This is a genomic window from Micromonospora sp. WMMD956 (assembly GCF_029626125.1).
GTDB classification, from domain to species: Bacteria; Actinomycetota; Actinomycetes; order Mycobacteriales; family Micromonosporaceae; genus Micromonospora; species Micromonospora carbonacea.
Map to the genome: position 1 here is coordinate 7478985 of NZ_JARUBI010000005.1, position 26493 is coordinate 7505477.

Below are 26493 nucleotides of genomic sequence, written 5' to 3' on the forward strand. Positions count from 1 at the left end.
ACCTACCGTGAGCCGTCCAGCGCCGCGACAACCACTCCGATCCGGATGGAGGCCGCCGCCGACATGCCCAGCCGCTGGCGGATCACCACCCCCGGCATCGACCCCACCCGAGTACGCGTGGAACACCTGCACGCCGTCGTCTCCGGCTGGTTCGACACCGACACCACACACCACACGCAGGCCAAGCCGTACACAGTCAGTCCGCCCACCCGGCAGACCGACGCCCCCGGGTTCGAGGTGACCCTGCTCGACGACACCCTCACCAACCGGCTGCTGACCCGGGCCGCGCCCGGGGTCCGGCTCCGGCTCGGCGCCCAGCACACACACCTCACCCTCGGCGCCGAACAACTCGCCACCACCGCATGGACCCACCTGGCCGACAGCGACAGCGGCGCGAACGCCTGGTGCCTACGCTTCGTCACCCCCACCACGTTCCGCCGCGGCAACGCCTTCACCCCCTGGCCGGCACCCAACCCGGTCCTCGGCAGCCTGCGCGCCACCTGGCGCCGCTTCGCCCCACCCGACCTACCCGAGATCACCCTCGACCTCACCACCGACCCGATCTGGGTGACCGACGTCGACGGCACCAACGAGATCCTTCGAATCAACAACCTCACCGTCTCCGGGTTCGTCGGCCGCATCCGCTACACCTGCGACAACCCCGACATCCGCGCCGCCGTGGACCGGCTCATCCGCCTGGCCCCCTACGCCGGAATCGGCGCCCACACCACCCGAGGACTCGGCCAGGTCCGCCCCGAACCGACCTGGCGACAACCCGGCCGCCCATGACCAGCCCGCTGTACACGACCGCGACCAGCCTGGCCGCCCTCACCCGCGCGTGGGAGGACCTGCTCGCCGACGACCACGACGACGGCACGCTCTCCGCCGGCACCCGCCGGTTCGCCACCAACCCGCACGCCCGCCTCACCGACCTCGCCGACCAACTCGCCACCGGCACCTACCAGCCACAACCACTGGCCCCGGTGACCATCCCGAAGGACGACGGCGACACCCGGCACCTGGCGATCCCGCCAGTCACCGACCGCATCGTGGAGAAAGCCCTCGCCGCAGCCCTCTCCCCGATCATCGACCCGCTACTCGGCCCCGCCGCCTACGCCTACCGCCCCGGCCTCGGCGTCACCGACGCCGTCCAGCAGGTCGCCCGGCTCCGCGCCGAAGGCCTCGGCTGGGTCGCACACGCCGACATCGACGACTGCTTCCCCTCAATCGACGTGCCCCGCCTACGACGCCTGCTGTCCACCACGCTCACCGACGCCGACGTCCTCGCCCTGATCGATCTCCTACTCCGCCGCCCCATCGGCGGCGACACCGGACCACGCCCCACCCAAGGCCTGCCGCAAGGCGCACCGCTGTCCCCCCTGCTGGCCAACCTCGCCCTACGACACATCGACGACCGGGTCACCGCCGCCGGATTCCCCATGGTCCGCTACGGCGACGACTTCTGCGTCCTGGCCGCCACCCGCACCGACGCACAGGAAGGACTCCACCTCGTGGAACACGCCGCCGCCGAGATCGGCATGCGCCTGGGCACTGACAGCAGCGTGATGTCCTTCACCGACGGGTTCTGCTTCCTCGGCGAGGACTTCGGCCCCCGCTACCCACCCGTCCTCGACGACCACCGCATCGTCGAACCCGCCACCCGCACCGTCTACGTCGCCAAACCCGGCGCCTTCGTACGCACCGAAGCCGGCCGACTCATCGTCGAAACCACCGACGACGTCGAACTGCTCAACGTACCCACCGGACACGTCGAACGACTCGTCCTGTTCGGCCCGGTCGGGCTCAGCGCCGGCGCCCGCTCCTGGGCCCTGGCCAGCGACGTCGAGGTCATCATCGCGTCCCGCCGTGGCCACTACCTCGGGCAACTCAGCTCAGGCTCCACCCGACGGGTCACCCGACTCCGCGCCCAACTCGCCTGCGCCGACGACCCGGACCGGGCCATCCCGTTCGGCCGCGCCGCCATCGACGCGAAGATCCGCAAACAGATCGTCCTCATCCAGCGGATCACCCGCCGCGACAACCACGAAGACCTCGCCGCCAACGTCGACGCGATGCGCCGCATGCTGGCCCTACTACCCGACGCCGCCACCCGAGACGAAATCATGGGCGTAGAAGGCGCCGCCGCCCGCGCCTACTTCACCGCGCTGAGTCTCGCCGTCCCTGAACCCCTCCGGTTCACCGGCCGAAGCCGACGCCCACCCCTGGACCTCGTCAACGCCGCCCTCTCCTACGGCTACACCCTGCTGACCGGCGAAGCCGTCGCCGCCCTAACCGCCGCCGGCCTCGACCCCGCCATCGGACTCCTCCACACCGACACCGACCGCCGCCCCAGCCTCGCCCTCGACCTCATCGAGGAATTCCGCCCCCTCGTCGTCGACCAAGCCGTCACCACCCTGGCCCGCGCCAACCAACTCCGCCCCGAACACGCCCGCACCGAAGAAGGCCGCGCCGGCATCCTGCTCACCGAAGCCGGCCGCGCCGCCCTCATCGACGCCTACGAACGCCGCATGCTCCACACCACCCGAGGAGCGCTCCCCGGCTTCACCGGCAGCCTCCGCCGCCACCTCCACCGCCAAGCCCAACGCCTCGCCGCCCACATCGACCACGGCACCCCGTGGACCGGCCTATCATGGCGGTGATCCACCATGCCCACCGTCCTCATCACCTATGACATCTCCACCGACACCACCCGCGCCCGCGCCGCCGCCACCATCCAAACCTGGGGCGACCGCATCCAACGCAGCGTCTTCGTCTGTACCCTCGACGCCAACGACCTCCACGACCTCACCGAACAACTCCGCCAACTCGTCAACCCCCGCACCGACTCCATCCACATCGTCCCCCTCTGCGGAACCTGCTGGAACGGCATCACCACGATCGGCCAAGCCACCGTCCAACCCGATACCCTCTACTGGGCAGTCCCATAGAAACCGCCATAAGCACTAGGCAACAGGCGATCCGGACCTGGGTAGCCGATCAAGTCTCCACATCGCCCCCTATGCAGCCATCCCTACCAGCACAAACGCACGAGATGCATTGACCTTCGTCGGTCCAACTGCCGCCGCACGCCAGGTGGTATGCAGCGGCGCGGCAAACAACCTGGTCACACCCCTCGCACAAGGGCCAGGGTCCTGAACCACGTCACGCCGAAGGGCGTATGGAAACTCCGGCTTGGGCGTTGGCTCGGACCCGTCTCCGCGAGTCCTGAACCACGTCACGCCGAAGGGCGTATGGAAACGTTGCCACCAGCCCTGCAATGGCCACAACCTTGATGTCCTGAACCACGTCACGCCGAAGGGCGTATGGAAACAACGTGGTCGACCGTCTGCTGCGGATTCAGCAGGTCCTGAACCACGTCACGCCGAAGGGCGTATGGAAACGTCCCACTTCGAGGCGTCACCGGCGATCCTGCCCAGAGTCCTGAACCACGTCACGCCGAAGGGCGTATGGAAACTTGGCGATGCGGGCCTGGTATTTCTCCCAGGCTTGTTGTCCTGAACCACGTCACGCCGAAGGGCGTATGGAAACAGCGGACGCATCTCCGCAGGGAAGGTGATCTCGCCACCTCGTCCTGAACCACGTCATGCCAAAGGGCGTATGCATCCAGGACCACCTACGACCAGTCGGCGGCGGCCAGATGCACGTGCCCGATGATGTCCGCCACGGCCGAGCCGGCGGTGTCCCGCTGGCCCCAACATCCCCCAGCCCTGGGCCGCTGCCACGCAGAGCAACGAGGGACGCCGGCGACGCCAGCCAAGATTGCCGTCGGCGACGACAGGCAGTGTTGCGGCCATGCCGGCACCGACCCCCGGTGCGTGCGGCGAGAGCAAGCCGAACCCGGACGAGATGACCTTCGAGATCACCGCGCCCCGCGCGAACTCAGCATCGAGCCCAGCAGCCCTGCCCCACCCCCGTACGGGAGGCTTTCGGGGGGTGATCGATACCGTGGCCCCACCATCGCCTGGCGCAGATGATGACGTGATGATCGACTGTCGTTCGTAGCTACGCTGACAACAGGTGCCGCGGCCTTCCGGCTAACCACCCCGCCAACCCAAGAGGTGGCCTCACGAGCATGGCTTCACTCGCTAGTACGGCCACGGACTCGAACCCCGAACCCGCGGTTACCGACCCCACGGCCCTGAACTTGTCATTGATCGTCAATATGCGTCGTCGACCTGCATAGACGCCATCATCAACTTACCAACTCCTGTCATTGATAGTCGAGTCTTGGCAGGGGTTTTCGGGGGGTAAACGGGGGCACCGTCGACCGTTGCCGCGACGTCCGCAGGCCCCACCAGACACCCGCCGTGGCCCGTCGCAAAACTGCAACATGCGGCGCAGGTGATCATGTGCTGCACATCGAAGCCACCTTCGCGCTGCCCTGAGCATCGCTACGAAAGCGTCCACAAGCCCGACTCAACCTACCCCTGTCGGGTTCTTCGCTCCCCGACTCGACTTCTCCCACCCGCTTCGAGGGTTCGGGCCGGGCTTGTGAGCACCATCAGACTGCGGATAACTTGCTTGTCCGCATCGTCGGCCACGCAATATAGTTTCCGGCCATGGGTGGCCTTTGGGTGCCCGGGCGCCCATCGATGGCCCGGAGTTCGTGGTCCTTGCTGGGCCGTCCTTACTGTACCGGTACCGAGATCTTCGGCGCGGTGACGGACCGCGCCTCGCGCGAGCTGTTGTGGGGGCAGGTGCCGGTAGGGCAGGCCCTGTTGTTGCTCAGCTGCGTGCTGCGTGATCTTGACCTTGAGGACGCACCGGAGGCGGAGATCGAGGCCCGATGGGCGGCGCAGCTTCCCGGCGAGGCCGCATCGCGGGCGCGTGCCGCGATTGCGGGGGGCCGGCGATTGCTCCCACCTCAGCTCTTGCTGGTTGCGTTCAAGGAAGCCCTGGTCGCTTGTCCACCTGGGCCAGCCCGCGATGACCTGAGCAATCTTGATGTGGTGCTCCAGGCAGTGTTCAGCATCGCCGACGAGCTGGGCCAAGTTCGCGACGGCGGCGAGCCTCGGTGGGGCGGTCTCAAGGCGACTCTGGCTGCGGAGCTGTTGGCAAACCAGTACTTCAACGCGACCGCGCATCCGGCGCCGCTGATGGCGCGGAGCCAGGTGACCTGGCGTGAGGGGTGGTCCTCGGCTGTCGGTGAAAAGGAGCGGATACGGGCCGGTGGACAGCCAGCGGAGCTGTTCGCCGAGGCGACGGGGTGCGCGCTGGACGCGTTTCTCGGTGTGGCCACCCACCTGTGGGTGCAGGCATACATGCACAAGTACCTGCATTTCCCGCCGGAGTTCTTCGGCCGGCTCGGCATTGACCCAGTGGCCATCGACCTGTTCCTCGACGCCACCTCGGTTTCCCTGGCCGACCTGCAGCAGCAGGTAGCGCAACAGACGCCTGCCACGGAGCAGCCGTGGGAGTTCAACGCTCTCCGGCGTCGGCCGATCGTCCGGCTCCCCGACGGCTCGGTACAGGTCATCCGGGTCGGTTTCGTGCTGGAGCGGGCGTTCGGTCAGGTGCCCGAATTCGACGTCGCTGACCACCTCCGAAGGATCGACGGCGGCACCGATCAGAGGGTCAAGGGCGGCCGTGAGGAGGCGTTCAGGTCCTGCCTCAACTCCCAGTTCGAGTACAGCATCGGGGAGCTTCTGCGGCGCATCTTCCCCGCGAGCGGCCACTTCAAGCGGTTGTACTCCGAAAACGACATGTGGCATGCCTGGACGAAGGCGAAAGGAAGGAAGCCCAGCGTTTGCGACTGGGTCGTGGACTGCGGCGACGTGTGGATCTGCCTGGACGCGAACAACCGACGGCTTTCTCAACCCGTCGTCGGTGGCCAGGCGGATGTACCCGAGCTGGACAAGGAGCTGGCGGCCGTTCTTGCCGGCAACAAGGCCCGGCAGATGGCGTCCACCATCCGGCATCTCACCGAACTCCTCCCGCAGCTCACCGGCCGGAATCTGGTTCCCGGCACCCGATTCGTGCCCTTGATCGTCACACCGGACGATGGGCTCCCGTGGAACCCGGCGGTCCATCGCCGGGTCCAGGAGGTGTTGGCCGCGAACGGAACGTTGCAGACCAGCAGGGCGACGGCGTTGGGAGTCATCTCCCTGCAGGATCTCGGCCTGGTCGAGTACGCAGCCGACAACGGTCGGGACGCCGGAAACCTGCTGGCCACCTGGAGGTCCCAGCAGCCCGAGGTGGCGCTCCAGCATTTCATGTACGGGCAGGGCGAGGAGCTGCACAGGCCGCAGTGGGTGACCGACACCTTCTCACAGGTTGTGGATGAACTCGTGGAGCAGCAAACCAGGTACCTGGAGAATGTCCCCGGCTCTCCATCTACGGCCAGCTGACACAGCGGAGCGACTCCGGCGATCCGCCGGATTCGACTCACACGTAGCTCGATGTCAGCGTCTGATCTCAATCCGTGGCGGGCTGGCGTTGATCCGGCGCGTCGGCGCACGGTTGTCAACCGACGCCTTCGCAGACCCGTCGGGACTCGACTCAGGTACCGCATGGGGCTGCCTATCGAAGGGTTGAAGCTGGCGAGTAGCGCTCTGGTCCGGCTGCTGTGCTTGACCATCGCCATCCTGTCGGGCGGGTTGCCGCTACGGTGACCAGTCGGATCTCGTGGGCCAGCGAGCCGAGCATCGGCAAAGCTCTCCTGTCGGGCGGAGTCGCTTTCAGCGGCTGCTTCGGCCTCGCCCTCACCGCGATTCGATACCTCTCGGGCCGCGACGGCTGACGCTCCGGGCTACCGGGCGACCCTCCACCCTTGGAAGTCGCCCGGTGCCGGCCCGCGCACCGAAAGCCCACCGTCGGTGTGACCATCCCGCCCTCTACTGCCACCAACGCGCGACGGGCAGCGGCGGAACGTGCTCCGCGTTGGCCCATCGGGATGGACGGCATACGCGATAAGCAGTCTGACCGGGTGATCCGATGCCGGGGAGTGGGCCCTCCGTGACGGTGGCGGCTGCGGGCAGCGGCGGCACGGTCAGCGCGAGCGTGGCACGGCGCGAGCCGCGCTCGAACGCCCACCGGCTGGCGTTGGCGATGATCTCCCGGTTCACCTCGGCGGTCTCGGCATGGTCGAGCTCGACGGGCGGCGACTCGACCCGCGTGCCTTGGCGGAACAGGGCCAGCAGCGCGTGGGGGGCCAGCGGATACAGGATGACGGCGGCGGACTCTACGCCCGCACGTTCGGCGCGATCGTGATCCGGGCCGCCCAGCACGACCACGGGTTCATCGCATGTCACCAGCACGCTCGGGGTCCGCACGACGTACCAATCGCGGAACATGATGTGGCGGCATAGTTCGCTAGCCGTAGCCGCCGCGTTGCCGAGGATCATGGCGGTCTGCGGCTGCGCGATGATCCTCCCGGCCTGGACCTGGCCGATAAACTCCCTGATCTCGGCGAGGTCCGTTTCGGTGAGGTCACGTCCAAGCCGTGTCGCGAGCTGTTGGTCGGTCAGGTCCTTCGTGTCCATGCGGAAGAAGTCGGCGGCAGCCTGCCGCTGCTGACGGCGAAACGCCTCGCCTCGGGTGAGCTGGAACGCCAAGAACCAGACGAAGCCCATCATCAGCTTGGGGTCGATCTGGCTCGGGTGCTTCACCAGCAGCTCGTCGATCGCGCGCTTGCCGTATCCTTCGGCGCTACCGAGCATCGTCTCCAAGATCAGCGGCGGGATCTCCGCCGGGTCGACGTCGTCGGCCTCGATGCGGTAGTAGTCGGTCTCCCGCGCCGCGTTCGCGGGCGTCGCGTGGTAGCTGTACCTGTCGTCGACCTGGGTCACCCGGACGGTGCGACCGTCAGCCCACCGTTCCAGGTAGGAGCGCGGCACTAGGTGGTGCTTACGCTGCCGGGATGGCCCGGCCTCCGACGCAGCGGCTTGGGCGATCAGCGTCTGCAACCCGAACGGGAGAGCCGCTGGACTCGGGTGACCATGAGGCACCCGACAACAATACGGCCGCGCGGGCGTGGCAGCGATTGAGTTCCCCCCGCTTTGATGGAGCGGTGGTTACCTGCTGCCGGCTGGTGCAGGGGTGGCGATAGGTGGTTCGGCTGGTGCGGTCTGGCGGCTATGCCAGGCGGCCTCGTACTCGTTCGGGCTGAGGTAGCCCAGTTCGCGTTGGATGCGGCGGGTGTTGTACCAGCCGTCGATGTAGGTGAAGATCGCGTTCTCGGCCTCGTCGCGGGTCCGCCATGAGGTGCGGTAGACGAGTTCGATCTTCAACGTTGACCAGAAGTTCTCCATCAGCGCGTTGTCGTACGAGTCGCCGACGGAGCCCATCGACGGCAGGATCCCGTTGTCCTGCAAGCGTTCCGCGAAGCGGAAGGACGTGTAGTTCGACCCCCTGTCCGAGTGGTGGATCAACTGGCCGTCGCGGACGTCGCGGGACCAGATGCCGTATTCGAGGGCGGCGAGGATCAGGTCGGTGTCGCAGCGGTCGGAGGTCTTCCACCCGACGATCCGGCGGGAGAACACGTCGCGGACCGCGGCGAGCCAGAACACGCCCTCGCCGCAGGGGATGCGGGTGGCGTCGGCGACCCACAGCCGGTTCGGCCCGTCGGCGGTGAACTGCCGCCCGACCAGATCCGGCGCCGGCGTGTGCCGAGGATCCTGCTTCGTGGAGCCGCCGCGCCAGCCTCGACGCAGGAACGCCCCCTGCCAACCCTGGCCGGTCATCAGCCGCTCGACGCGTTTGCGGCCCACGTAGATGCCGTCGCGGCGCAGCTGCCGGTGGACCCGGTCCGCGCCGTAGGTGCGCCCGGAGGTCTCCCAGATCTCATGGATGTTGGAGATCAGCCCCAGGTCGACCACGTCCCGGTCGCAGGGCCGCTCGGCCTGCTTCACCCACGCGTAGTAGGTCGACGCGCCGATGTTCAGGACCCGTAGCAGGAGCGCGACCGCGAACTGGTCACGATGTTCATGGATGAACCTCATGACCGTCGCCGGGTCGGGTCAAGCTCCGCCGCGAAATACGCGCTCCCGGCCTTCAGGATCTCGTTCGCCCGCCGCAGCTCGGTGACTTCCCTACGCAGCCGGCGGTTCTCTTCCGCCATCTCGCTGGTCGGCCGGTCGTGACGCTCGTCGGCGTCAGCCTCGGCCTGACGGATCCAGTTCCGTAGTACCTCGTGATGAACGCCGAGCTGCTCGGCCAAGCGCCGGATCACGGGCTTCGGATCCGACTCGCGGTACAAGCGCACAGCGCGCTGACACAGTTCGTCGGGGTACTTCCAAGACCACGAAGTTAGGGCTGGCGGGTCAGGGTGGCTCAGATCCCTGGTGGGTCCGGGAGCGGAATGGTGGCGCAGGTTGGTACCCTGCCGGGGGCAATTCCCAGAACCGCGCAGCACCAGCGGGTACGTTGGCTATGGAAGCCAGATCACCCACTGACCCTGGCACGTGACAGACGGTGACCGCACGGGAATCGCAAGATAGACCCCTTGCGAGTTGGTCGCGTATCGTCAGCGGCCCGGAGGCCCCGAATGCTCTGTCGTAGTGGCCTCAGGCTCGCTCTGGGGCCACTATTTGTCTAGCAGGACCCCGGACACGTCGGCTCCTGGCGCGTCACGCCACGAGCCGACCAGTATCGTTAGCCGCCGTGAAGGGTGCATGGCAGACATGATGAAGCGCCTCAGCTTGAAGCGAGAATGGATCATCGGCAACCCGATCGGGGATGCTGGCGGCTTTGGGCGATGAGCTTCCCCCGCTTTGATGGAGCGGTGGTTACCTGCTGCCGGTCGGTGCAGGGGTGACGATATCTGGCTCGGTCAGGCTGGTCTGTTGGTGGTGCCAGGCGGTCTCGTACTCGTCGGGGCTGAGGTCGCCCAGTTCCTTCTGGATGCGGCGGGTGTTGTACCACCCGTCGATGTAGGCGAAGATCGCATTCTCGGCCTCATCGCGGGTCCGCCAGCTTGTGCGGTAGACGAGCTCGATCTTCAGCGTGGACCAGAAGTTCTCCATCAGCGCGTTGTCGTACGAGTCGCCGACGGAGCCCATGGAGGGCAGGATCCCGTTGTCCTTTAGGCGTTCCGCGAAGCGGAACGACGTGTAGTTCGACCCGCGGTCGCTGTGGTGGATCAACTGGCTGTCGCGGACGTCGCGGGACCAGATGCCGTATTCGAGGGCGGCGAGGATCAGGTCGGTGTCGCAGCGGTCGGAGGTCTTCCACCCGACGATCCGGCGGGAGAACACGTCGCGGACCGCGGCCAGCCAGAACACGCCCTGACCGCAGGGGATGCGCGTAGCGTCGGCGACCCACAGCCGGTTCGGCCCGTCGGCGGTGAACTGCCGGTTGACCAGATCCGGCGCCGGCGTGTGCCGGGGATCCTGCCGCGTCGAGCCGCCACGCCAGCCTCGACGCAGGAACGCCCCCTGCCAACCCTGGCCGGCCATCAACCGCTCGACGCGCTTGCGGCCCACGCGGATACCGTCACGGCGTAGCTGCCGGTGGACCCGGTCCGCGCCGTAGGTGCGCCCCGATGTCTCCCAGATCTCGTAGATGTTCGACAGCAGGCCCAGGTCGACCACGTCGCGGTCGCAGGGCTGCTCGGCCTGCTTCACCCACGCGTAGTACGTCGAGGCGCCGATGTTGAGGACCCGTAGTAGGAGCGCGACCGCGAACTGGTCACGATGTTCATGGACGAACCTCATGACCGTCGCCGGGTCGGGTCGAGCTCCGCCGCGAAATACGCGCTCGCGGCCTTCAAGATCTCATTCGCCCGGCGTAGCTCCGCGTTCTCCTTCAGCAGCCGGCGGTTCTCGGCCAGCATGTCGCTGCTGGGCCGATCGTCGCGCTCGCCCGCGTCGGCCTCGGCCTGCCGGATCCAGTTCCGCAACGCCTCGTGATGCACACCAAGCTGCTCAGCCAGGCGCCGGATCACCGGCTTCGGGTCCGACTCGCGGTACAAACGCACAGCGCGCTGACGCAGCTCATCGGGGTACTTCTTCGGTGCCGCCACAGAAACTTCCTCCCCACGGCCATCAGACCATGATTACGAAGCTCCATGAAAACGGGGGTAGCTCACGAGTCTTCGAGGCAAGTTCGACCGACTACCCAGACGCGGTGGTGAAGCTCGTTCCACGAGACCCTGGGGCCGACCGAGAACTCCTCCTCGCCACAGACCTTGACGGTGTACCGAACGTAGTGCCGGTCATCGAAAGTGGCGAAACGGTAGACGATCTGGTTCTGGTCATGCCGCGTGCCGAGAAGTCGCTGCTTGCGCATCTCGAGGACCACGACGGCGGGCTCCCGGCGCATGAGGCCGTCTCCGTGCTCACAGACATCGCTTCTGCCCTGGCGAAGCTGGACGGCCGCGTGGTGCACCGAGACCTGAAGCCGGCGAACGTCCTCCTGCTCGACGGCCGCTGGTGCATCGCCGACTTCGGTATCTCCCGGTATGCGGATGCGACGACCGCGCCGGACACCCGGAAGTTCGCAAAGACTCCCCTCTACGCCGCTCCAGAGCAATGGCGCGGCGAGCGCGCCACCTCTGCAACAGACGTGTACGCGCTCGGCGTGCTGGCCTTCGAGTTGCTCACCGGACAGGTTCCTTTCGGTGGGCGTTACGAGCACGAACTTCGGGAGCAGCACCTGCATGCGGTTCCTCCGCAGCTTTCAGGCCATGCAGTGCCGCTTGCGTCCCTTGTCGAGGAGTGTTTGTTCAAGCCACAGGGGGCCCGGCCGACGCCAGCCAACGTCCTTGCACGGCTGCAAAAAGTCAGCGCGAATGTCAAAGGAAGCGGACTCGCCGCCCTCCACGAGGCAAACCGCCATGAGGTCGCACGACAGGGAGCATCTCACAGCGCGGCGTCAGCCGCTCGATCCGCTGCCGAGGAGCGAGCAGCATTGGCGGAAGTCGCCATCCGCTTGGTCACACGAATCGGCGCATCACTCCGAGAAGCTGTGATGGAAGCTGCACCGAGCGCCCGGCTGAAGGAATCCCACGATGGACGATGGACACTGGTCCTAAACAATGCGGAGCTCAAGTTTGCGCCGCCCGCTCAGACCTCCATCGATCCGTGGGGTGGATGGCAACCTCCGGCGTTTGATGTTATCGCTCACGGCGCTCTCGGGGTGACGATTCCGACCAATTCGCGAGGGTACGGCGGCCGTGGCCATGCGTTGTGGTACTGCGACGCGCAGGAAAGAGGCCGCTTCGGATGGTACGAGACGGCGTTCATGATCAGCCCGATGACGCCCAAGAGCACGAGCCTTGTCCCTTTTGCGGAGTTTCCCGGTGAAGCAGCAGCCAAGGCAGTCTGGAACGGAATGGCGGAGTATCAGGTCGCCTGGCCGTTCACTGCGATCACAGTTGACGATCTTCACGAGTTCATCGATCGATGGGCCGGATGGTTCGCCGCAGCGGCACAAGGCCAACTAGATCACCCCACGATAGTGCCGGAGCGTAGTCCCCAAGGAAGCTGGCGCCAGCACTAACGGCTGCCGGCTCTCGCGTATCCCATCCCAGATGCTGGGGAAGATCGGACAGGTGCAACCACAGCACATCAAGACCTTCGCCGTAATGCAATGCAATCACATGAACGGGGGTGGCGTGGCCAAACGCGTCCGCAGGCAGCACGTTGTGTCGCAGTTCTACCTGAAGGGCTTCGCGACCGACGCCCGGCAGATCCGGCGAACCACCCTGCCCGGCACCCACGAAGCAACACTCGCCACTGCCGATGCCACCGTCAACAAGGACTTCTACACCATCATCCTGCCAGACGGTACGAAATCCGACGCATTCGAACGCGCGTTCGCCGAGCTAGAAACCTCGGCGGCGGCAGCGTTTCAAGCCGCCAGCACCGGCACGTGGCCCCTTACGGGACAATTGCGACATGCCGTGGCGGCCTGGATAGCGCTCCAACACCTCCGAACTGAGGGCATCCGCTACAACCAGAATGCGCACAACGCGACGATGATCAGGCTGCTCGTGGGCGTGTCGGGCAAGGAAGCGCTGCGCCAGGTGATCCAGAAGGCAGAGCGTCGAGTCGTCACCGACGACGAGCTCGACTGGGAATGGCGTGACCTGACGAAACCGGGAGGCCCTGAGCTCATCCCGTCTGCCCACGAGCACTTGCAGCTGTTGATATCGCTGGTCGATCCCATGACGGCCTATTTGAACGACGCCCAGTGGAGCGTCATTCGATTCAAGCGCCGAGCCCTACTGACCTCGGACGAGCCGGTATCCCTGCTTGTACGGTCGGATTACCCAGCATGGCGAGGCGTCGGCATCGCCACGGCGGACGCCTTCCTCCTGCCCCTCAACCGCCACATGGCCATGCTTGCACGACCACGTGCCAGCATTCCGGCGCCATTGCGAGACATGCCCGACGCGACGGTCCCCGGCACCACGCAGCTCGCCAACACCGTGAACCAGGAGACGGCTCTCGGCGCCAGGCGCTACCTGTACCAGCACCCCGATGACGACCTGCTCAATGGCATGCATCTGCCAGAACCACGCACGGATGGGCCTGACCCGACGGTCGGCGACGACTTCGTCCACGAGCAGGGCTTCTTTCACGGTGTCGATGAAGCCACGCTGGCTTCGCTGGCGCGGGCGACAGGACCCCGTGATCACGCACGCAGCTTTTCGATCAATGATCTACCCTGGCCGATTCCCGGCCGAAGAGTGCCTACGAGCAGGCCATCGTTGCATCCACAAGTCGCCCCATAACCAGAGCAGATTGACAACCAAGGCAGATACTCAAGGGCGGCTGCCCTGCGGGGGGAGAAGGCGTTCGGGACCGATCCATTGCTGCACGTCCTGGATCTCCACGAGCCGCGCGACGATGTCCTCGACCCCCTCGAAGGCCCCGCCAGCCCGAGCCGCGAACTCCACCACGTTGACGTAGACGACGTCCGGCCGAAACGCACGCTGCCGTGTTCGGTCACGGGTGGCGGTATAGCGCAGGCCCTGTCCATCTGGGTCCAGGTCATGCAGGGCACGGAGAACGTCGCGGTCAGCAGGCCGCAACGGCATCCGGAAGTCCGCAGCGAGCCGCCCCACGTGGCCGGCCAGTTCCCCGAGGCAATGGCTGCTTCCGGCGCGGCGCTCGGCCTCCACCAGCCAAACCGGTTCCGGCTCGGCAGGATCGAGTTCGAACCTCCAACTCTCGACCATCAGGCGGATGGCGGTCTTCAACATGAGCTCCAAGGCGTGCCGATAGTTGTACAGCACGGCGATAGCGAGCGTGTCGTCGGCCTGGTTCTTTCGCCAATAGGCAGTGAGGATTTCGCCGGCTTCCCGGAAGGCAGTCGCAAGATCCGCGTCATGCTCATCTGGGCCGCCGATTGCCGCCGTACCGCCCCACTCGGCGGGAGGAGTGGACGAGAAAAGTTCGGTCACAGTCGCATCGTGGCCGACGTTCTGAGCTGACACAACGCAGTTGCAGTAGCGTGCCGGGGCGCAGGCCAGCTGAGGACGGGACCCATAGCAACTACGCCCGCTCCGGATGTTGATCATCTCGGATAGGTTGCCCCTTCCCGCTCCGCGCGGGTCCGATCGCACCGCCCCGAGCACCTCGGGGGCAACACGCGGAGCGGCGTCGGTGGGTTCAGTCGCCCCATAGTTCTTCGATCGTGTCGCGGTCGTCTCAGCCTTGGCGCCGGCGACTGCCTTTTCTACCGACGCCATGCTGCCCGAACGGGCCGAAGGCTGGCCCCGAACGGTCATGTCAGTCGCCACCCAACTAGCGTCTGCGAGTCTTATGCTTGGGTGATGCCCTCTCAGCGATGGCGCAGGCCCACTCGCGGAGCTTCAGATCAGGACATGCTGGCAGGTGACCGAGCAGGCCGGACACGCCTCGGGCCGGACGCAACACAAAGGGTTGTTCTACCGGGCGAAGTGGGACGCCGGCATGGTGCGCGATGACGTGCGTCAGGTCGTCGAACCGCGCCGGTGGCCCTGACTTACTGCACCGAGGTCCGCACAACCTGGTCGGCGTGGCCGACGGGTTGAAAGCATAAGCCGCGCAACGATCGACGCCACAGTGCTAGCCCAGATCACGGCGTGACCATTCCGGAATTCCGCCCATCGGATTCGCCGGAGACCAGGCCGAGGTCATGTTGCAGAAGCTTCCATAACTCAACGACTCGGGCGGGGACCGCCGTGCGGTTGGCGAATCGATATCCTAGAAGAGGTTTGTCTTTCCGCCCCGCGCCCGAACTCAACTCCGCCCAGACGGGTGCGTCCACTGCCTGAAAGAAAACTTCGATTTCGCCGTACCCCTTGCGGTCGCCTGTGCCGAATTCTGTGGCGAGCGTCCGTACGCGATACGGTGCCCACCGATTCGCGGCCTCTACGAAGGATTCGTTAGTCGGGTCGACAGGGGCAGGTGCGGGGACGGGCAGCCTGGCTAGGGCTTTACCCGGGGTAAACGCTGGGCCGTCGGCAACGATGGCGTACGGGACCCCCAGGACCTCCATGAGCTGTGAGTATTTGACGAACCGTTCGTCGCCACCCACGCTCAGAAACACGACGTGCGACGACTCCGGCGTGGGCAGTCCCAGCTTGTCGACGCGGGCCAGCCAGGTCTCGAAGGCGTCGACCTCGGTAGGGCCCTCGACGAGCACCACACCTGTGGCGAACAAAAGTGCCCGTAGTTGGGAGTGCCGCAAAAGCTCTTTCAGATCGTCGAACTGACGCTGATCGAGCCGCGGTTGGTGAACCTTGGTGACTCTATGCTGGCGGGTCAGTCGCGTGATGATGGCGAGGTCGGACGCGCTATTGACCGGCACAAGATCGGCGCTATGCGTGATCATGATCGTCTGATTGTCACGTCGGCGCTCCAGCAGGACTTGCAACAGGCGGCGTTGCGCGACGGCGCTTACGTTGCTGGCCGGCTCGTCGAGCACAAGCGTGTGCTGATCACCAGTCAGGAGGACCGCCAACCATGCACTTTCTTCCACGCCAGCGCCGGCCAGGTGGAGCGGCAGGTCCACGTCCCAGTTGGTACCGGGGTCGATGTCGACCACAACGGGGGTGACGAGTAACTCGTGTGTCTCAGGGCCAGACGCCTGCTGACGTACGTCAAGCCGCTGGTCAGTAATCTCTTGGAACACGTCCTGCACGGCGCGAAAACGCGTTCGCTCCGCAGCGTCGCCGGTCTTGAGGCGAAGCAACTCAATGGCCAGGCCACTGCCGTCCTCCATGCTCTGCATGGTGTTGATCTTCGCAGGCTCGATGATCGTTTTCACGGGAACGCGTCGATTGTCGGTGACGACGAGCGCCGACGAGATCAGGTAGTCGAGGACCTGTGCGAAATGAATGCAGCCCTGAGATGTCTCGCGGAAGGCCGGGAACCGATCCATCAGCCGGCGCAGCGAAGGAAGTTCAGGATCGTTGGTGCTGCGGCGTGCGACCAGTTCGACCGAACCATCGGAATTGCCGAGATCGGCGAAAGCGAACGAGGCCAAGGCTTGCGTGTACGGCTCCTCCCAATTCGGTAGTGTCGCCTGGGTGGTGAGGTCGGGAACAGGACTGCCGTCCGCAGAAAGCAGGATTTCGTAGGGCCTTTTCCGCGAAGACACCCATCCGATCTCATCGGCGACCGAGCCGGATGTAAGGACATGTCCCTGCCCTAGATCGACGTGGGCAACCGGATCTTCGGTCTGCCAGCACACGATCCAAGGTTGACTTCGCCGGTCGTCACGGCGAATGATCAGTTGACCCTGTGCGAGCAACTCGCCCGCCCGAAGGCTATCAGGGAATAGGCCGTCAAGCCGAGCCAGGGTCTGCGCATTCTGAATTTGGAAGGATGTGAGGAAGGCTCCTCGAGCCCAGTCCTCAATAACCGAAACTTCTTCTTCCCGATCGAAAGTGAGTTTCACCCGCGCCTCGAACCGAGAGCTTCCGTACCGGCCAGCAAGAGACCACTCCCGCTCCAATGTGGCGAAGTCGCCGGAAGCAGCCGCTCGTACGGCCGCCCCAGCAAGCCGCACCACACGCCCCAGATTCGTCTTGCCGCTGCCGTTCGGACCGACGACCACCGACAACCCGTCCGCCACCTCGAGACTTAGCTCAGCGAACGAGAGGAGGTCCACAGCCGCAATGTGAGACAAACGCATGACATCCAGCAAACCATTAGCTCGCTCACTATCCGCAACGCCTCGCCGGGGCTGCAGATATCGAAAGGCTGACTTGGTCGATTATGCACAAATAGCGGCTTATCTTCTGATTGAGAAGGCCAGGTGAGGGCCTAGACCACTGTGGAGCAGTCGGCCTGGGCCGTGGGGCAGGATCAGGCCGCTGCAGACGGCATCAAGGTCACAGCTGTAGGTCGCAAGCAAACACGGCCAGCGGTGCGAGGGCAGCGACGTCGAGACGGTCGCCGCGACAGGCCGGTCCTCATACCGCGAACGCGCATGTGTTCGAACAGCCGCTTTATGTCGTAATCGCGGTCGCGCAGGTTCCAGCAGGTAAGAGGTTGACCGCGTGGTAGCGGGCCGGCTGCGGTCGCCGGCGGGGGCCGCGTTGTCGTGCAGGCGGCCCGGGACCACGATCTGTCGTGCCCGGTCGTCGCCGCCACGATTCTCGCGCATGCCGCTGTCGTGCTGGCCGATCAGCCGCCGCCTGTCGACGTATTGGGCGTCGGTGAAATCCGCCGGGACCGGCCTGCTCACATGTCGGTGCGCTGATCGATCGCTGCTTCGTAGAAGGCGTCCGCGAGCGCCATGATGACAGCGTTGATGTTTGGGCCATCGCTGAAGAAGTAGTCGGCCATGGTGTTGTGGGCCTCCTGGTTGTCGACGACCGCCTCGGTAACCGCCGCTTGGAAGTCCTGCGACTCCATAAACTGCCGCTTCGAGTTCACCCGGGCCTGATTGACCAGGCCCGGGTAGGCGAGCAGCCGCTGCACCAGTCCCTGCACGAACTCGCGGACCTGGGACGCGGAGAACGACTCGGCCCCGAAGAGGTCATTCATCTTGTCGATGACCACCTGTAGAGCGACGTACTTGGGCTCCTTCCGGGTGCCGGTGCCGGCAGCGCCGATGCCCTTGAGCTGCCCGTCACCGGTCAGCGAGATGTCGACCGCGGTCGCCTTGGTGTGCTTGACCCCGACTAGGACCACGTCGGAAAGATCAACCTCCGCAGCCCAGGATGCCTCTGCGATGAGCTTCTCCAGGAGCCGCAGGAAGATCGACAGCATCTCCATGTACGGGTCGCCGTAGTCGACGATCTGGCTCATGAAGTCGTAGAGCCGGACGTAGGTGGAGACGTCCTTGCGGAACAGCTCGAGGGTGTTGAGGGTGACCTTGTCGTCGGCCTCGATCGCCGCCGCGTAGCGGCGGGCGAAGTCGTTCTTGGCCGGGCTCATCGCTGCCGAGAGGGCGTTGTTGCCCTTGCGGGTGACCCATAGTTCGGCGACCTCGCGGACCTGCTCTGGCGTGTAGATCCCGGCCTGGGCAAGCTTGTTGGCCAGGTGGACGACGATGTACGGGTCGGTCTCGGTCTCCAGCGTGGCGTTGGTGAAGTACGGCTCGAACGCCGCCCGGATGTCCTCGGGCTTGTTCACGAAGTCGATGACGAACGTCTTGCGCTTCTGCTCCCCGCCGGCAGTGCGGTGGGTGCGGTTGAGCCGGGACAGCGTCTGCACGGCGGTGACCCCGGAGAGCTTCTTGTCGACGTACATCGCCGAGAGCAACGGCTGGTCGAACCCCGTCTGGAACTTGTTGGCAACCAACATGGCCGCGATCGATTGCAATGCCAGCGTTGTTCACTAGCACATCCAGCCGGCCGTGTCGCTTTGCGGTGTCGGCGAAGGCACGCGCCACGCTGGCCGGGTCGTTGACGTCGAGTTGGTGGCCGCTGACGGATAACCCCGCCTTCGCCAGGTCGGACACCACACGGTCGACGGAATACTCGTTTCGGCCAGCGAGCACCACGTGCAAGCCTTGCTCGGCCAGCTTGCGGGCGATGGCTGCGCCGAGCCCACGGTTGGCGCCGGTCACCACAGCTACCTTGGTGCCATCAACCATGATCAGGCCCCCAGGGTGACGAGCTGGTCGTCGAGTGCGCGAGCGCGCGGGTCGGTCTTGGTGAACGGGAGCCGTTGTCGTGCTCGAACGACGCGACGCAGGTTCCGTTCCGATGGCGCCTCACGGATCAGCGGTATCGCCTCCGCGACGAGCGACGCGGCGTGGTCGGCCTCTCCGAGTTGTGTCTGCGTCGACGCGCGGCGTATCACGTACGTGGCCCGGTCGCGGACCTTGGTGGCTGGGACCACCCGCAGCGCATGACTGAGGTACGCGTCGGCTTCTTTCGTTCGCCCCAGATCCAGGTAGCAGGTTCCGACCTGGGCGTTGAACTCGGATTCGTCGAAGTATCCGAGGAAGGCGGGCTCTGTATCGGTCGACGTTACGCGATCAAACTCGGCGTCGGCTTGTTTGAGAAGGCGTTCGCATGCCGTGCTGTCGCCGATCGCTGCGTGAGCCCTGGCCTCCCGTAGCGCCAGCATCGCGGCGGCGCGTGGGGTCACCCCTTTAGCGCCCTCGTGGGCGCTTCGCGCCAGCTCCAGCGCCTCTCGGGGGCGGCCGAAGTCGTAGCACTGCAGGCTCATCGATTTGAGGATGTTGGCTCCCAGCAGTTGGTCGGCGGCGGCGTGTGCGGCGTGTAGTGCGGCGAGCCAGTAGTGCTGCGCCGCTGCGTGCAGGCCAGCGTCGAACGATGCCCAGCCGGCCATCCGGCCGAGTTCTGCCGCCAAGGCGTACAGTCGCTGACCTATCACAGCCGTGTAGGCGGATCGGTCGAGGACGTCCACCACCATGCCGAGTTCGGCGTGGATGAGGGTCCGGGCTTGGTCACCGCCTCGGGTCGCCTCCAGGAAGCGTAGTCGCGGAACGCCCTCTTCCATCCGTTCGACCAGGTCGGCGGTGACCTGGCCGCCTCGTAGGACGGCGACGAGCTCCTGGGGTTCGATGGTCAGCCACCCTTCGGCGATGCCAGCCAGGGGCACACCCGCAATCTTCATCTTACCGACGCAGGTTCGCGTCGGTCTCGTCCCACACCGGCGCGTCCAAATCGGCCAGCGCGGAGGGGCGTAGCGCGGCATCTGCCTCAAGCTCTACCCAGCCCCGCTGCCGGCGCAGCCGCTGCTGGTGCCGCGAGCGCCTGCACTGCCATATCTGCTGCGGTGGTGAGGTGGCGTACCGCTTCCTCCGGTAGTTCACCGAGCCCGAGGCCCGCCGTGGTGGCGATGCGGCGCAGGGCCGCGTGCTGGTCGGCGGTGATGCCTTGCAGGGGTTCGCGGAAGCCGAGGATGTCGTGGGCGGCGTAACCGTCGGCGGTGTCGATGGCCTGTCGCGCGGTGTGGTGCAGAAGTCGGGTCGCCAGTTCGGGCTGGGTCGCGTTGGCCAGGATGGCGCCCGCGAGTCCGAGCCGCGCACGGTAGGACGCGTAGTTCGGTGCCGTGATGGGAAGGGCGAGCCGCTCCGTCAGCACGGTGAGGTGCTGGGGCTTGGCGGGGCGGGCCGGCGTTGCACACATGAGGCTGAGGCAGGCGGCGACCTGTTGCTCCCACGGTTGGGTGAGCGCGCTTTCCGTAAGGACCCTACGGCCGTACTCGGGGTCGCCCTGAAGGCACGCTGCGATGATGACGGCCTGCCGGCCCTCCATCAGGTGAGCACCGATGCCGTTGTGACTTCGCGCGTGCTCGGCTGCCTCGTCCCATCGTCCGTCCAAGGCCAGCACGCGCGTGCCTTCGCCGATGAGTTGAAGCCAGACCCACTGGCGGAGCATGCGTCGTTCGGCGCGATCACCGACGAGGTTGGCGGTGGGCAGGGTGCGGTCGCCGACAACCAGGTCGATGTGTCGGGTGACCGCTTCATGCATGGCCTCCATGAGTCGCAGCGCCGGCGCGCCTTGTTCTGCGCGGATCTGCAGGCGGGCCAGGTTGAAGACGGGTTCGAGCATGTAACGGGCTTCCAGGACGGTGAGAGGACGCGCTAGTCGAAGGTAGGCGTCGATGTGCTGCCAGCAGATTCGTCGGGCGAGGTCCGGCAGTCCGGCGTCGCTGGCGATGAGGGCGGCCTTGTTGAGTACGTGCGCCGCGTCGGCCATGCCGTGACCGGGTTTCCGTAGTGCGGCGTTCGCCGCGTCCGTGATCTCCTTCATGCGTAGGGGCAGGGCTGGGCAGTCGGGGCGGGGGCGGCCGAGGAGCGGGAAGCGGCGCGCTGCGGCGGCGACGGTGTCGTGGTGCACGATCAGCTCCCGGGCAGGATGGCGGTGGTCGCCGCATGGGCGAGGATGCCCTGCGCGTGGGCGGGCAGGGCGAGCCGGTTCCAGTGGAAGATCACAATCTGGGCGAGGATCGCCCGGATGCCCCGGCCGAGGCGTCCGCTGGCGGCAGCCAGGCCGAGCTTGCGGCCAGCGTCCGCGAATGCTGTTTCCCAGTCGCAGGCGTCGGTGAGCGGTCCGTCGGGGGCGAACAGTGCCGTGCGGGCCTCGTCCGGAAGCGCGAGCAGGGGTCGCATCCGCGCGGCGAGGTCCGCGACGCGTGACGACTCGGTGGCCGCAGGTGCGGGACGCATCTGGGCTACCCGGTCGAAGACGTCTGCGGCTTCGAACCAGTCCAGGCCGGCGTGGTGCTGGAGCGTCCGCAGCAGCAGTAGCGACAGTTCGCGACGGCCGATCGGTGGTTGGTCGTGCCCGGCGTAGGCGAGGACGCCGCGACTGTCAGCGCAGAACAGTTCGTGCACGATCCCGGTGGCGGACAGCCCGCCGAACGCGGCCGTCTCGGGCTCGTAGATGCCCGGGTCCCAGCCCGCGATCACTCCTACGGCGGCGAGGTCGTCGAGGAGCGCACCGACTGCGCCATGGTCGGTCGTACGGATCCTGATCCGCCAGCTCGGGTGTTTGCGTAGGAACCACCAGGATGCTCGGTTATCACCGAGCCGGTCGAGCTGTGGGCCGATCCGTGTGCGGAAAACGGCCTCGGCGGTGGCCCAGTCGATCGGCCGGACGCGCGCCTGGAACCAGGCGTTGTCGTGGCGGATCTCCAGGGCGGCGATACCCCCGGCCCGGTACGTCTGGACGGCGGTGTCGAGCTCGTCCGGGGCGATACCGGCGGCTGCGGCTGTCGTCTCCAGCGCGGCCCCGCCGAGGACGGCTTCGACGAGGGCGACGACCGCGGCGGGCGCTCCGGTGGTCAGACGATCAGCAGACATGCGTCCCACCTGGTCCTGGGTGGCGCGGCGGCGCGGGCGGTCTCCATCGCGAGGAGGTGGCCGGTGCGACCGGTCAGGAAGCCGTCGTCCGGGTCGGGTTCGTGGCGGGTGAGGCGTTCGGTGAGGGCGGGCAGCCGCGCGGCGATGTCCGGGGTCTTCGCGTCGGCGGCGGCCCGGAGCACGGTGTGGTGGAGGCCGGCCAGACCGTGGCAGACCCCGGGTTCGGTGAGCCGGTCGAGTTGCTGGTCGTTCAGGCAGGCCGCGAGTACGGCCTCGGCGTCGGCCTGCCGGGCGGCATGGTTCGTGGCGATGGCGGCGAGTTGGAGGGCACGGGCGATCCCGGGAGTGCCGTAGCACCACGAGGGCCTGCCCGGCCCCGCCTGGGTGGGACGGCCGGTGCGGAGTTGGTCGCGGGTGAGCCACTGGGGCCACCACGATCCCTGGGCGACGTCGTCCTGCCGCCAGCGGTCGAACCAGGCGCACAGGCGCTCGATCGCCTCCGTCTGGCCGCGAACCCGGTGGCCCGCCCTGTCGGCGAGGGCGAGCAGGGAGAGCAGGCCGGCTGCGCCGTGGGCCATCCCGAAGTTGGCGTGGCCTCCGGGGGTGGGCAGGGTCGGGTCGGGGTCGTGGCCGACCCACCAGCCGGGTAGTCGCTGTCCGTCGTGGGTGCAGGATCGGGTCAGTCGCGTGATGTACGTCAGGAGGTCGCCGAGTTCGTCGGCGTCGGGCAGGTGGCGGAGCAGCAGGGCTCCGGTGCCGACGAGGCCGTAGAAGATGTCGTACTCGGCGAACGTGCTGGGCTGGCCACGTCGGAGGCGGTCGTCCGCTGCGGTCAGCCGCTGGCGGACGAGCCGCCGCACGTGGCGGGTGAGGCTCTGACGCGCGGCGGCGTAACGGTCGCGGCCGTCGGCGGTCGCCGCGTTGAGCAGGAAGAGGACGGCGGGTGCGCCGTGGTAGAGGCCGGTGTGCCTTCCGGCGTCGATGGGGCTGCTCGTGGCTCGGGTGACGAGGTGGTGTGCGGTGGTCCAGTCCCCCGCACCGTTCAGGGCACGTTCGATGGCCAGGAGCGCGGGGCCGACGGCGCCGGTCGCGAGGGACTGTCGGCCCGCTCCGGAAACGGGGGTGCCGGTGGGCCCGGCGGTGGCCGTCATCGCGGACCTGCCTGTGCCAGGCAGCGCATCGCCGCTGCTCGCGCGGCGTGATTGGTCCTGCGCTCGAAGTCGGGATCGACGCCGACCGCACGCATGTGGTGCTCGTGCAGCAGGGTCCGCAGCACGCTCCCGGGGTCACGCTGTGGCAGCAGGCAGTCGTGGTATGCGCGCACCGCGAGATCGCGGATCTGCCAGGTGTCCGCGACGGCGTCCCCACCGGGCAGAGCTCGCAGGCTCTGATGGTCGCCGGCGGGGTCGGCCAGGCGACGGGCCAGGTCGGTGAGCGTGCGCTCGGCTGGTTCGGTGGCTTCGCGGAGGCAAGCCAGCAGCGCCCGATAGCCCGGGTGGGGGCGCGAGGCGAAGGCTGCGGCGAGTCGCGCCATCGACGCGGCGGCGAGCGCCTGCGCCGGGATGCCGGCCAGGTCGGCGGTGCGTAGTTGCGCGATGGCGGCGGCGGTGTCGGCGGCGAAGACCTTCTCGGCGGCGAGGAGGGCGGGGCCGTGGCCGTAGCGGGCGGGATGCTGGTGATAGGCGGCGAGGACGAGTTCGGCGGGCAGACTCTGAGCCGCCAACCCGTCGGCGAACTCCGCCAGGATCGCGGCGGCGGGTCCGTACGCGCCTGGTTCGCTGAACCGGAGGAACAGGGACAGGTGCTGGTCGGCCTCGACACGGATGGTGTCGCGGTGCCGCCTGAACCACCAGCGTCGCAGACCGAGGCGGATGAGGTTGTCGACCAGCTTCGGTAGGTGCGTGGTGAGCAGCTGGTCGGTGCGGGCCGGGTTGCCGACCAGCCGGGCGTGGACGATGGTGGACGCTCCGGGCCGGAAGGTGTCGCCGGGTGGGGCGGTGACCGGCGGCGTGCGCTTCGGGGCCGTGGTCAGGGTCATCGAGGTGAGGAACTCCGCAGGTCTGCCTGCGGTCCATCCGTAACCGTCGGGCGGGGCGTCTTCTCGTAGCTCGAGCCGACCGGCACGGGTCAGCCGGGCTCGCAGGAGGGCACGGTCGAGCGGTCGGCTGAGGTCGAGGGGCAGGCGAAGCTCGCCGTGGCAGGCCACCACCCGGTCCGGTACGCGCCACTGCTGCCGCCAGGCGGCGAGGGACGTTTCCCACCGGCCCGCAGCCGGCTCGTCGCCTCGCGGGTCGACGGAGGCGAGATCGGCTCCGGCGAGCAGCCAGCGCGCCGGGCTCAGGATGATGCGGCCGTACCGGATACGGGGAAGGTAGGGCAGGTTGCGCGCGGCTGCGCCGTGGTCGAGCGGACCGAAGACGACGCTGCGGGCGTCGGCGACCTCGGCGAGGAACCGCGCCAGGGGCGGGGTCTGCACGGTGGTGTCCAGGGCGTGCGGGATGTGCGGGACGACGCGCCGACCGGTCGGCCGGTGGACGAGGTACATCTGTTCGGCGTCGGCGGTGACGGCGAGGTCGTCCACGGTGATCGTCGGGCCGTCGGGATGCTCGGACAGGGACAGCACGTCGGGCAGGAGTGTGCCGACGCGGGTGACGTTCTGGTTGTGCGTGCGGCGGGGTGGGAACGACAGTTGGACCGGGAGCGTCGGGTCCGCGTCAGAGGCGTGGTGGGCGTAGGACGCGGCGATCTGCGCCTGTTCGGCAGGGTCGAGAAGGTAGGCGAACCGCCCGACCATGCTGGTCGGCGTTCTGGGGGCGGCCGTGATCCGCAGCTCGTAGTCCCCGCGGTCCACCTTCTCGGCGCTGGCCGCGTACACGGCGAAGCCCAGTTCGAGCCGGCAGGGCGGGACTGCGGTGGCGTGGTGACCTACGGTGAGTGCGTCGATGTCGGCATCGGTGAGGCGGATCTCGTCGGTGCCGTCGAGGGTCGCCTTCTGGATGAGCGCGGCCAGGCGTACATCACGCTCGGTCAGCATCCGCCAGGCCGGGCGTGCTCGGGGTGCGCCGAGAAAGCCGGTGGGATAGCCGAGGCCGGAATCTGCGACCAGGTCGCGGACCGGCACCAGAGCTCCGGGGCCGTACCGGTCACGGAAACGGGCGTGGTAGTCCAGCCAGGCGACGGATCCGAACGGTTGGGTGGTCAGGCGGAGCAGCAGCTCGGCGGCGAGTGTCACCTCGTCGAGCACCCGGGACGGAATGTTGATCGTGGCGTCGAGCCGCAGGTCGACGGCGAGCTGGTGCTCGGCGTCGGGTGCCATCGTCGCCATGACCCCGATCGCTGCGGCCCGGATCCGCGCCGCCTCGCGGGGATCTGCCAACGCGTTGTGTCGCGCGATCAGCTCACCGGTCGTTTTGAGCCGGTCGAGGATCGGTGACACCGCGCTCAACTCGGCGGCCCCTGCGGCATCCAGCACGTCGATGACATGGGCCAGGCCGTCCGTGGCGGTCATGGGCGGGCGGAGGCTGGTGATGAGGAAGCCGCCGCCCACGAGGCCGTGCAGCATCGCCCCGATCGTTGCGGGAGCCGCGTGGGGTATCTCGTCCGCGATCCGCGCGGCGAGCTGAGGAAGGTGGATCGGCCGCGCCGCGTGGGCAAGGGCCAGTCGTACGGCCCGGTTGTTCGTGGTGGAGGTTTCGCGGGGTGGTCCAGGCGAGCGCTGGCCCGGCAGCGGCCGGGCGGCGACGATGACGCGGCCGTCGCGCACGAACCTTGCGCTGTCGGCGACCACGGTCAGCCGTCGTTGGAGATCGGGGTGGGACTCGAGGCTGTCGACGACGTGCGTCAGCCATTCCCCGTCGACCCGTGCCGCAGCGCGGTGCCTGTCCCCGATCGTTGCCGCCGCCGGGCCGACGGTCGCTGTGGTGACGGCGGCGAACAGTCCGAACGGCGTCGTTCGGCGTTGCCATCGCAGCAGATAGGAGGCGGTGGCGAGGACCGCGCGGCGGACGGCGGCAGTTGTCGCTTCGGCGGCCCTGGGGGTGAGGAGTTGGCTGACGCGTGCGGCGAGGCCGGGGCTGGCCATCGAGATGGCGTCCCGGACGTCAGGGCGTGTCCACCCGTTGGCCAGCCAGGCGAGGCCCTCACGCGCGGGCGCTGCCGGGCCAATGAGGTCGGCTGACGGTCCGGGGCCGAGGCCGCCGGGATCGGTGCTGGCCCGGACCAGTACCGGGCCGGTTGGCTGGTACCTGGTGTGCTCGGGCGGCATGGGGTGCCTCCTGGCGGGCGGGGGGTGGGGAGGGGGGCGCCGGA

General features: G+C 67.4%; 20 protein-coding genes, 1 pseudogene and 1 CRISPR repeat array. Of the genes and pseudogenes, 7 read left to right on the forward strand and 14 right to left on the reverse strand.

All coding sequences use genetic code 11. From position 1 onward, the window contains the following. Window positions 1-63 precede the first annotated feature (63 nt). The 4 genes from cas6 to O7628_RS32355 all read left to right on the forward strand — a co-directional run bounded on the left by cas6 (window position 64) and on the right by O7628_RS32355 (window position 6368). Window positions 64-789, forward strand: coding sequence for a CRISPR system precrRNA processing endoribonuclease RAMP protein Cas6 (gene cas6 / locus O7628_RS32340; protein ID WP_278136125.1), 726 nt, complete (start codon window positions 64-66; stop codon window positions 787-789). Next, window positions 786-2660 (forward strand): CRISPR-associated endonuclease Cas1, encoded by a 1875-nt coding sequence (cas1, locus tag O7628_RS32345; RefSeq protein WP_278136126.1) that lies wholly within the window; start codon window positions 786-788, stop codon window positions 2658-2660. Before cas6 ends, cas1 begins: the two co-directional genes overlap by 4 nt. A gap of 6 nt (window positions 2661-2666) precedes the next feature. After that, window positions 2667-2948 carry a CRISPR-associated endonuclease Cas2 gene (cas2, locus tag O7628_RS32350; protein WP_278136127.1) on the forward strand — a complete coding sequence of 94 codons (282 nt, stop codon included), beginning with the start codon at window positions 2667-2669 and terminating at the stop codon, window positions 2946-2948. 201 nt (window positions 2949-3149) lie between these two features. Next, window positions 3150-3626: a CRISPR direct-repeat array (repeat unit 37 nt; unit sequence GTCCTGAACCACGTCACGCCGAAGGGCGTATGGAAAC). A gap of 1053 nt (window positions 3627-4679) precedes the next feature. Then, on the forward strand, window positions 4680-6368 hold the full coding sequence (locus O7628_RS32355; RefSeq protein WP_278136128.1) for a hypothetical protein: 1689 nt from the start codon (window positions 4680-4682) through the stop codon (window positions 6366-6368). Window positions 6369-6854: 486 nt separating this feature from the next. Here O7628_RS32355 and O7628_RS32360 read toward each other — a convergent pair whose 3' ends face one another. From O7628_RS32360 to O7628_RS32380, 5 genes are all read right to left on the reverse strand, one after another. Beyond that, window positions 6855-7967 (reverse strand): DUF4238 domain-containing protein, encoded by a 1113-nt coding sequence (locus O7628_RS32360; protein WP_347405226.1) that lies wholly within the window; start codon window positions 7965-7967, stop codon window positions 6855-6857. A gap of 66 nt (window positions 7968-8033) precedes the next feature. Beyond that, complete coding sequence (locus tag O7628_RS32365) at window positions 8034-8960, reverse strand: IS3 family transposase (protein ID WP_278136129.1); 927 nt, start codon at window positions 8958-8960, stop codon at window positions 8034-8036. Next, complete coding sequence (locus O7628_RS32370; protein ID WP_278136130.1) at window positions 8957-9373, reverse strand: transposase; 417 nt, start codon at window positions 9371-9373, stop codon at window positions 8957-8959. The genes O7628_RS32365 and O7628_RS32370 overlap by 4 nt, the downstream gene beginning before the upstream one ends. 373 nt (window positions 9374-9746) lie before the next feature. Beyond that, window positions 9747-10673 (reverse strand): IS3 family transposase, encoded by a 927-nt coding sequence (locus tag O7628_RS32375; protein WP_278127518.1) that lies wholly within the window; start codon window positions 10671-10673, stop codon window positions 9747-9749. Then, entirely contained in the window at window positions 10670-10981 is a 312-nt protein-coding gene (locus O7628_RS32380; protein WP_278124533.1) for a transposase, read from the reverse strand. Before O7628_RS32380 ends, O7628_RS32375 begins: the two co-directional genes overlap by 4 nt. Window positions 10982-11085: 104 nt before the next feature. On the opposite strand from O7628_RS32380, the gene O7628_RS32385 reads away from it, so the two are divergent. Then, a complete protein-coding gene (locus O7628_RS32385; protein ID WP_278136131.1) occupies window positions 11086-12459 on the forward strand; it encodes a serine/threonine-protein kinase in 1374 nt (457 codons plus the stop codon). A gap of 31 nt (window positions 12460-12490) precedes the next feature. Continuing rightward, the gene (locus O7628_RS32390) at window positions 12491-13696 is read left to right on the forward strand and encodes a DUF4238 domain-containing protein (RefSeq protein ID WP_278136132.1); all 1206 of its coding nucleotides are present in this window, start codon (window positions 12491-12493) and stop codon (window positions 13694-13696) included. Between the two features lie 30 nt (window positions 13697-13726). Here the strand turns inward: O7628_RS32390 and O7628_RS32395 are convergent, their stop codons facing one another. Further along, window positions 13727-14368 (reverse strand): hypothetical protein, encoded by a 642-nt coding sequence (locus O7628_RS32395; RefSeq protein WP_278136133.1) that lies wholly within the window; start codon window positions 14366-14368, stop codon window positions 13727-13729. Between the two features lie 433 nt (window positions 14369-14801). On the opposite strand from O7628_RS32395, the gene O7628_RS32400 reads away from it, so the two are divergent. Then, window positions 14802-14930, forward strand: a complete 129-nt coding sequence (locus O7628_RS32400) for a hypothetical protein (protein ID WP_278136134.1) — start codon at window positions 14802-14804, stop codon at window positions 14928-14930. A gap of 94 nt (window positions 14931-15024) precedes the next feature. Here O7628_RS32400 and O7628_RS32405 read toward each other — a convergent pair whose 3' ends face one another. From O7628_RS32405 to O7628_RS32440, 8 genes and pseudogenes are all read right to left on the reverse strand, one after another. Then, complete coding sequence (locus O7628_RS32405; RefSeq protein WP_278136135.1) at window positions 15025-17064, reverse strand: TOPRIM nucleotidyl transferase/hydrolase domain-containing protein; 2040 nt, start codon at window positions 17062-17064, stop codon at window positions 15025-15027. Window positions 17065-17639: 575 nt separating this feature from the next. Further along, window positions 17640-18707, reverse strand: a complete 1068-nt coding sequence (locus O7628_RS32410) for a hypothetical protein (RefSeq protein WP_278136136.1) — start codon at window positions 18705-18707, stop codon at window positions 17640-17642. A gap of 1 nt (window position 18708) precedes the next feature. Next, a pseudogene (locus tag O7628_RS32415) lies at window positions 18709-18999 on the reverse strand (SDR family NAD(P)-dependent oxidoreductase); the annotation flags it as partial. A gap of 2 nt (window positions 19000-19001) precedes the next feature. Continuing rightward, window positions 19002-19991: a transcriptional regulator gene (locus O7628_RS32420; RefSeq protein ID WP_278136137.1), complete on the reverse strand. Its 990-nt coding sequence runs from the start codon at window positions 19989-19991 to the stop codon at window positions 19002-19004. Window positions 19992-20077: 86 nt separating this feature from the next. Beyond that, window positions 20078-21220 carry a hypothetical protein gene (locus O7628_RS32425; protein ID WP_278136138.1) on the reverse strand — a complete coding sequence of 381 codons (1143 nt, stop codon included), beginning with the start codon at window positions 21218-21220 and terminating at the stop codon, window positions 20078-20080. Between the two features lie 2 nt (window positions 21221-21222). Continuing rightward, window positions 21223-22185 carry a thiopeptide-type bacteriocin biosynthesis protein gene (locus O7628_RS32430; RefSeq protein WP_278136139.1) on the reverse strand — a complete coding sequence of 321 codons (963 nt, stop codon included), beginning with the start codon at window positions 22183-22185 and terminating at the stop codon, window positions 21223-21225. Further along, a complete protein-coding gene (locus tag O7628_RS32435) occupies window positions 22167-23336 on the reverse strand; it encodes a lanthionine synthetase C family protein (protein ID WP_278136140.1) in 1170 nt (389 codons plus the stop codon). The genes O7628_RS32430 and O7628_RS32435 overlap by 19 nt, the downstream gene beginning before the upstream one ends. After that, window positions 23333-26449 (reverse strand): lantibiotic dehydratase, encoded by a 3117-nt coding sequence (locus tag O7628_RS32440; RefSeq protein ID WP_278136141.1) that lies wholly within the window; start codon window positions 26447-26449, stop codon window positions 23333-23335. The genes O7628_RS32435 and O7628_RS32440 overlap by 4 nt, the downstream gene beginning before the upstream one ends. Between the last annotated feature and the right edge of the window lie 44 nt (window positions 26450-26493).

Bases quoted from the DNA above. Each gene is read 5' to 3' on its own strand.
- cas6 (WP_278136125.1), top strand. From the start codon at position 64: ATGCCCAGCCGCTGGCGGATCACCACCCCCGGCATCGACCCCACCCGA.
- cas1 (WP_278136126.1), top strand. From the start codon at position 786: ATGACCAGCCCGCTGTACACGACCGCGACCAGCCTGGCCGCCCTCACC.
- cas2 (WP_278136127.1), top strand. From the start codon at position 2,667: ATGCCCACCGTCCTCATCACCTATGACATCTCCACCGACACCACCCGC.
- O7628_RS32365 (WP_278136129.1), bottom strand. From the start codon at position 8,960: ATGAGGTTCATCCATGAACATCGTGACCAGTTCGCGGTCGCGCTCCTG.
- O7628_RS32375 (WP_278127518.1), bottom strand. From the start codon at position 10,673: ATGAGGTTCGTCCATGAACATCGTGACCAGTTCGCGGTCGCGCTCCTA.
- O7628_RS32390 (WP_278136132.1), top strand. From the start codon at position 12,491: ATGCTGGGGAAGATCGGACAGGTGCAACCACAGCACATCAAGACCTTC.
- O7628_RS32410 (WP_278136136.1), bottom strand. From the start codon at position 18,707: ATGTTGGTTGCCAACAAGTTCCAGACGGGGTTCGACCAGCCGTTGCTC.
- O7628_RS32420 (WP_278136137.1), bottom strand. From the start codon at position 19,991: ATGAAGATTGCGGGTGTGCCCCTGGCTGGCATCGCCGAAGGGTGGCTG.
- O7628_RS32430 (WP_278136139.1), bottom strand. From the start codon at position 22,185: ATGTCTGCTGATCGTCTGACCACCGGAGCGCCCGCCGCGGTCGTCGCC.
- O7628_RS32435 (WP_278136140.1), bottom strand. From the start codon at position 23,336: ATGACGGCCACCGCCGGGCCCACCGGCACCCCCGTTTCCGGAGCGGGC.
- O7628_RS32440 (WP_278136141.1), bottom strand. From the start codon at position 26,449: ATGCCGCCCGAGCACACCAGGTACCAGCCAACCGGCCCGGTACTGGTC.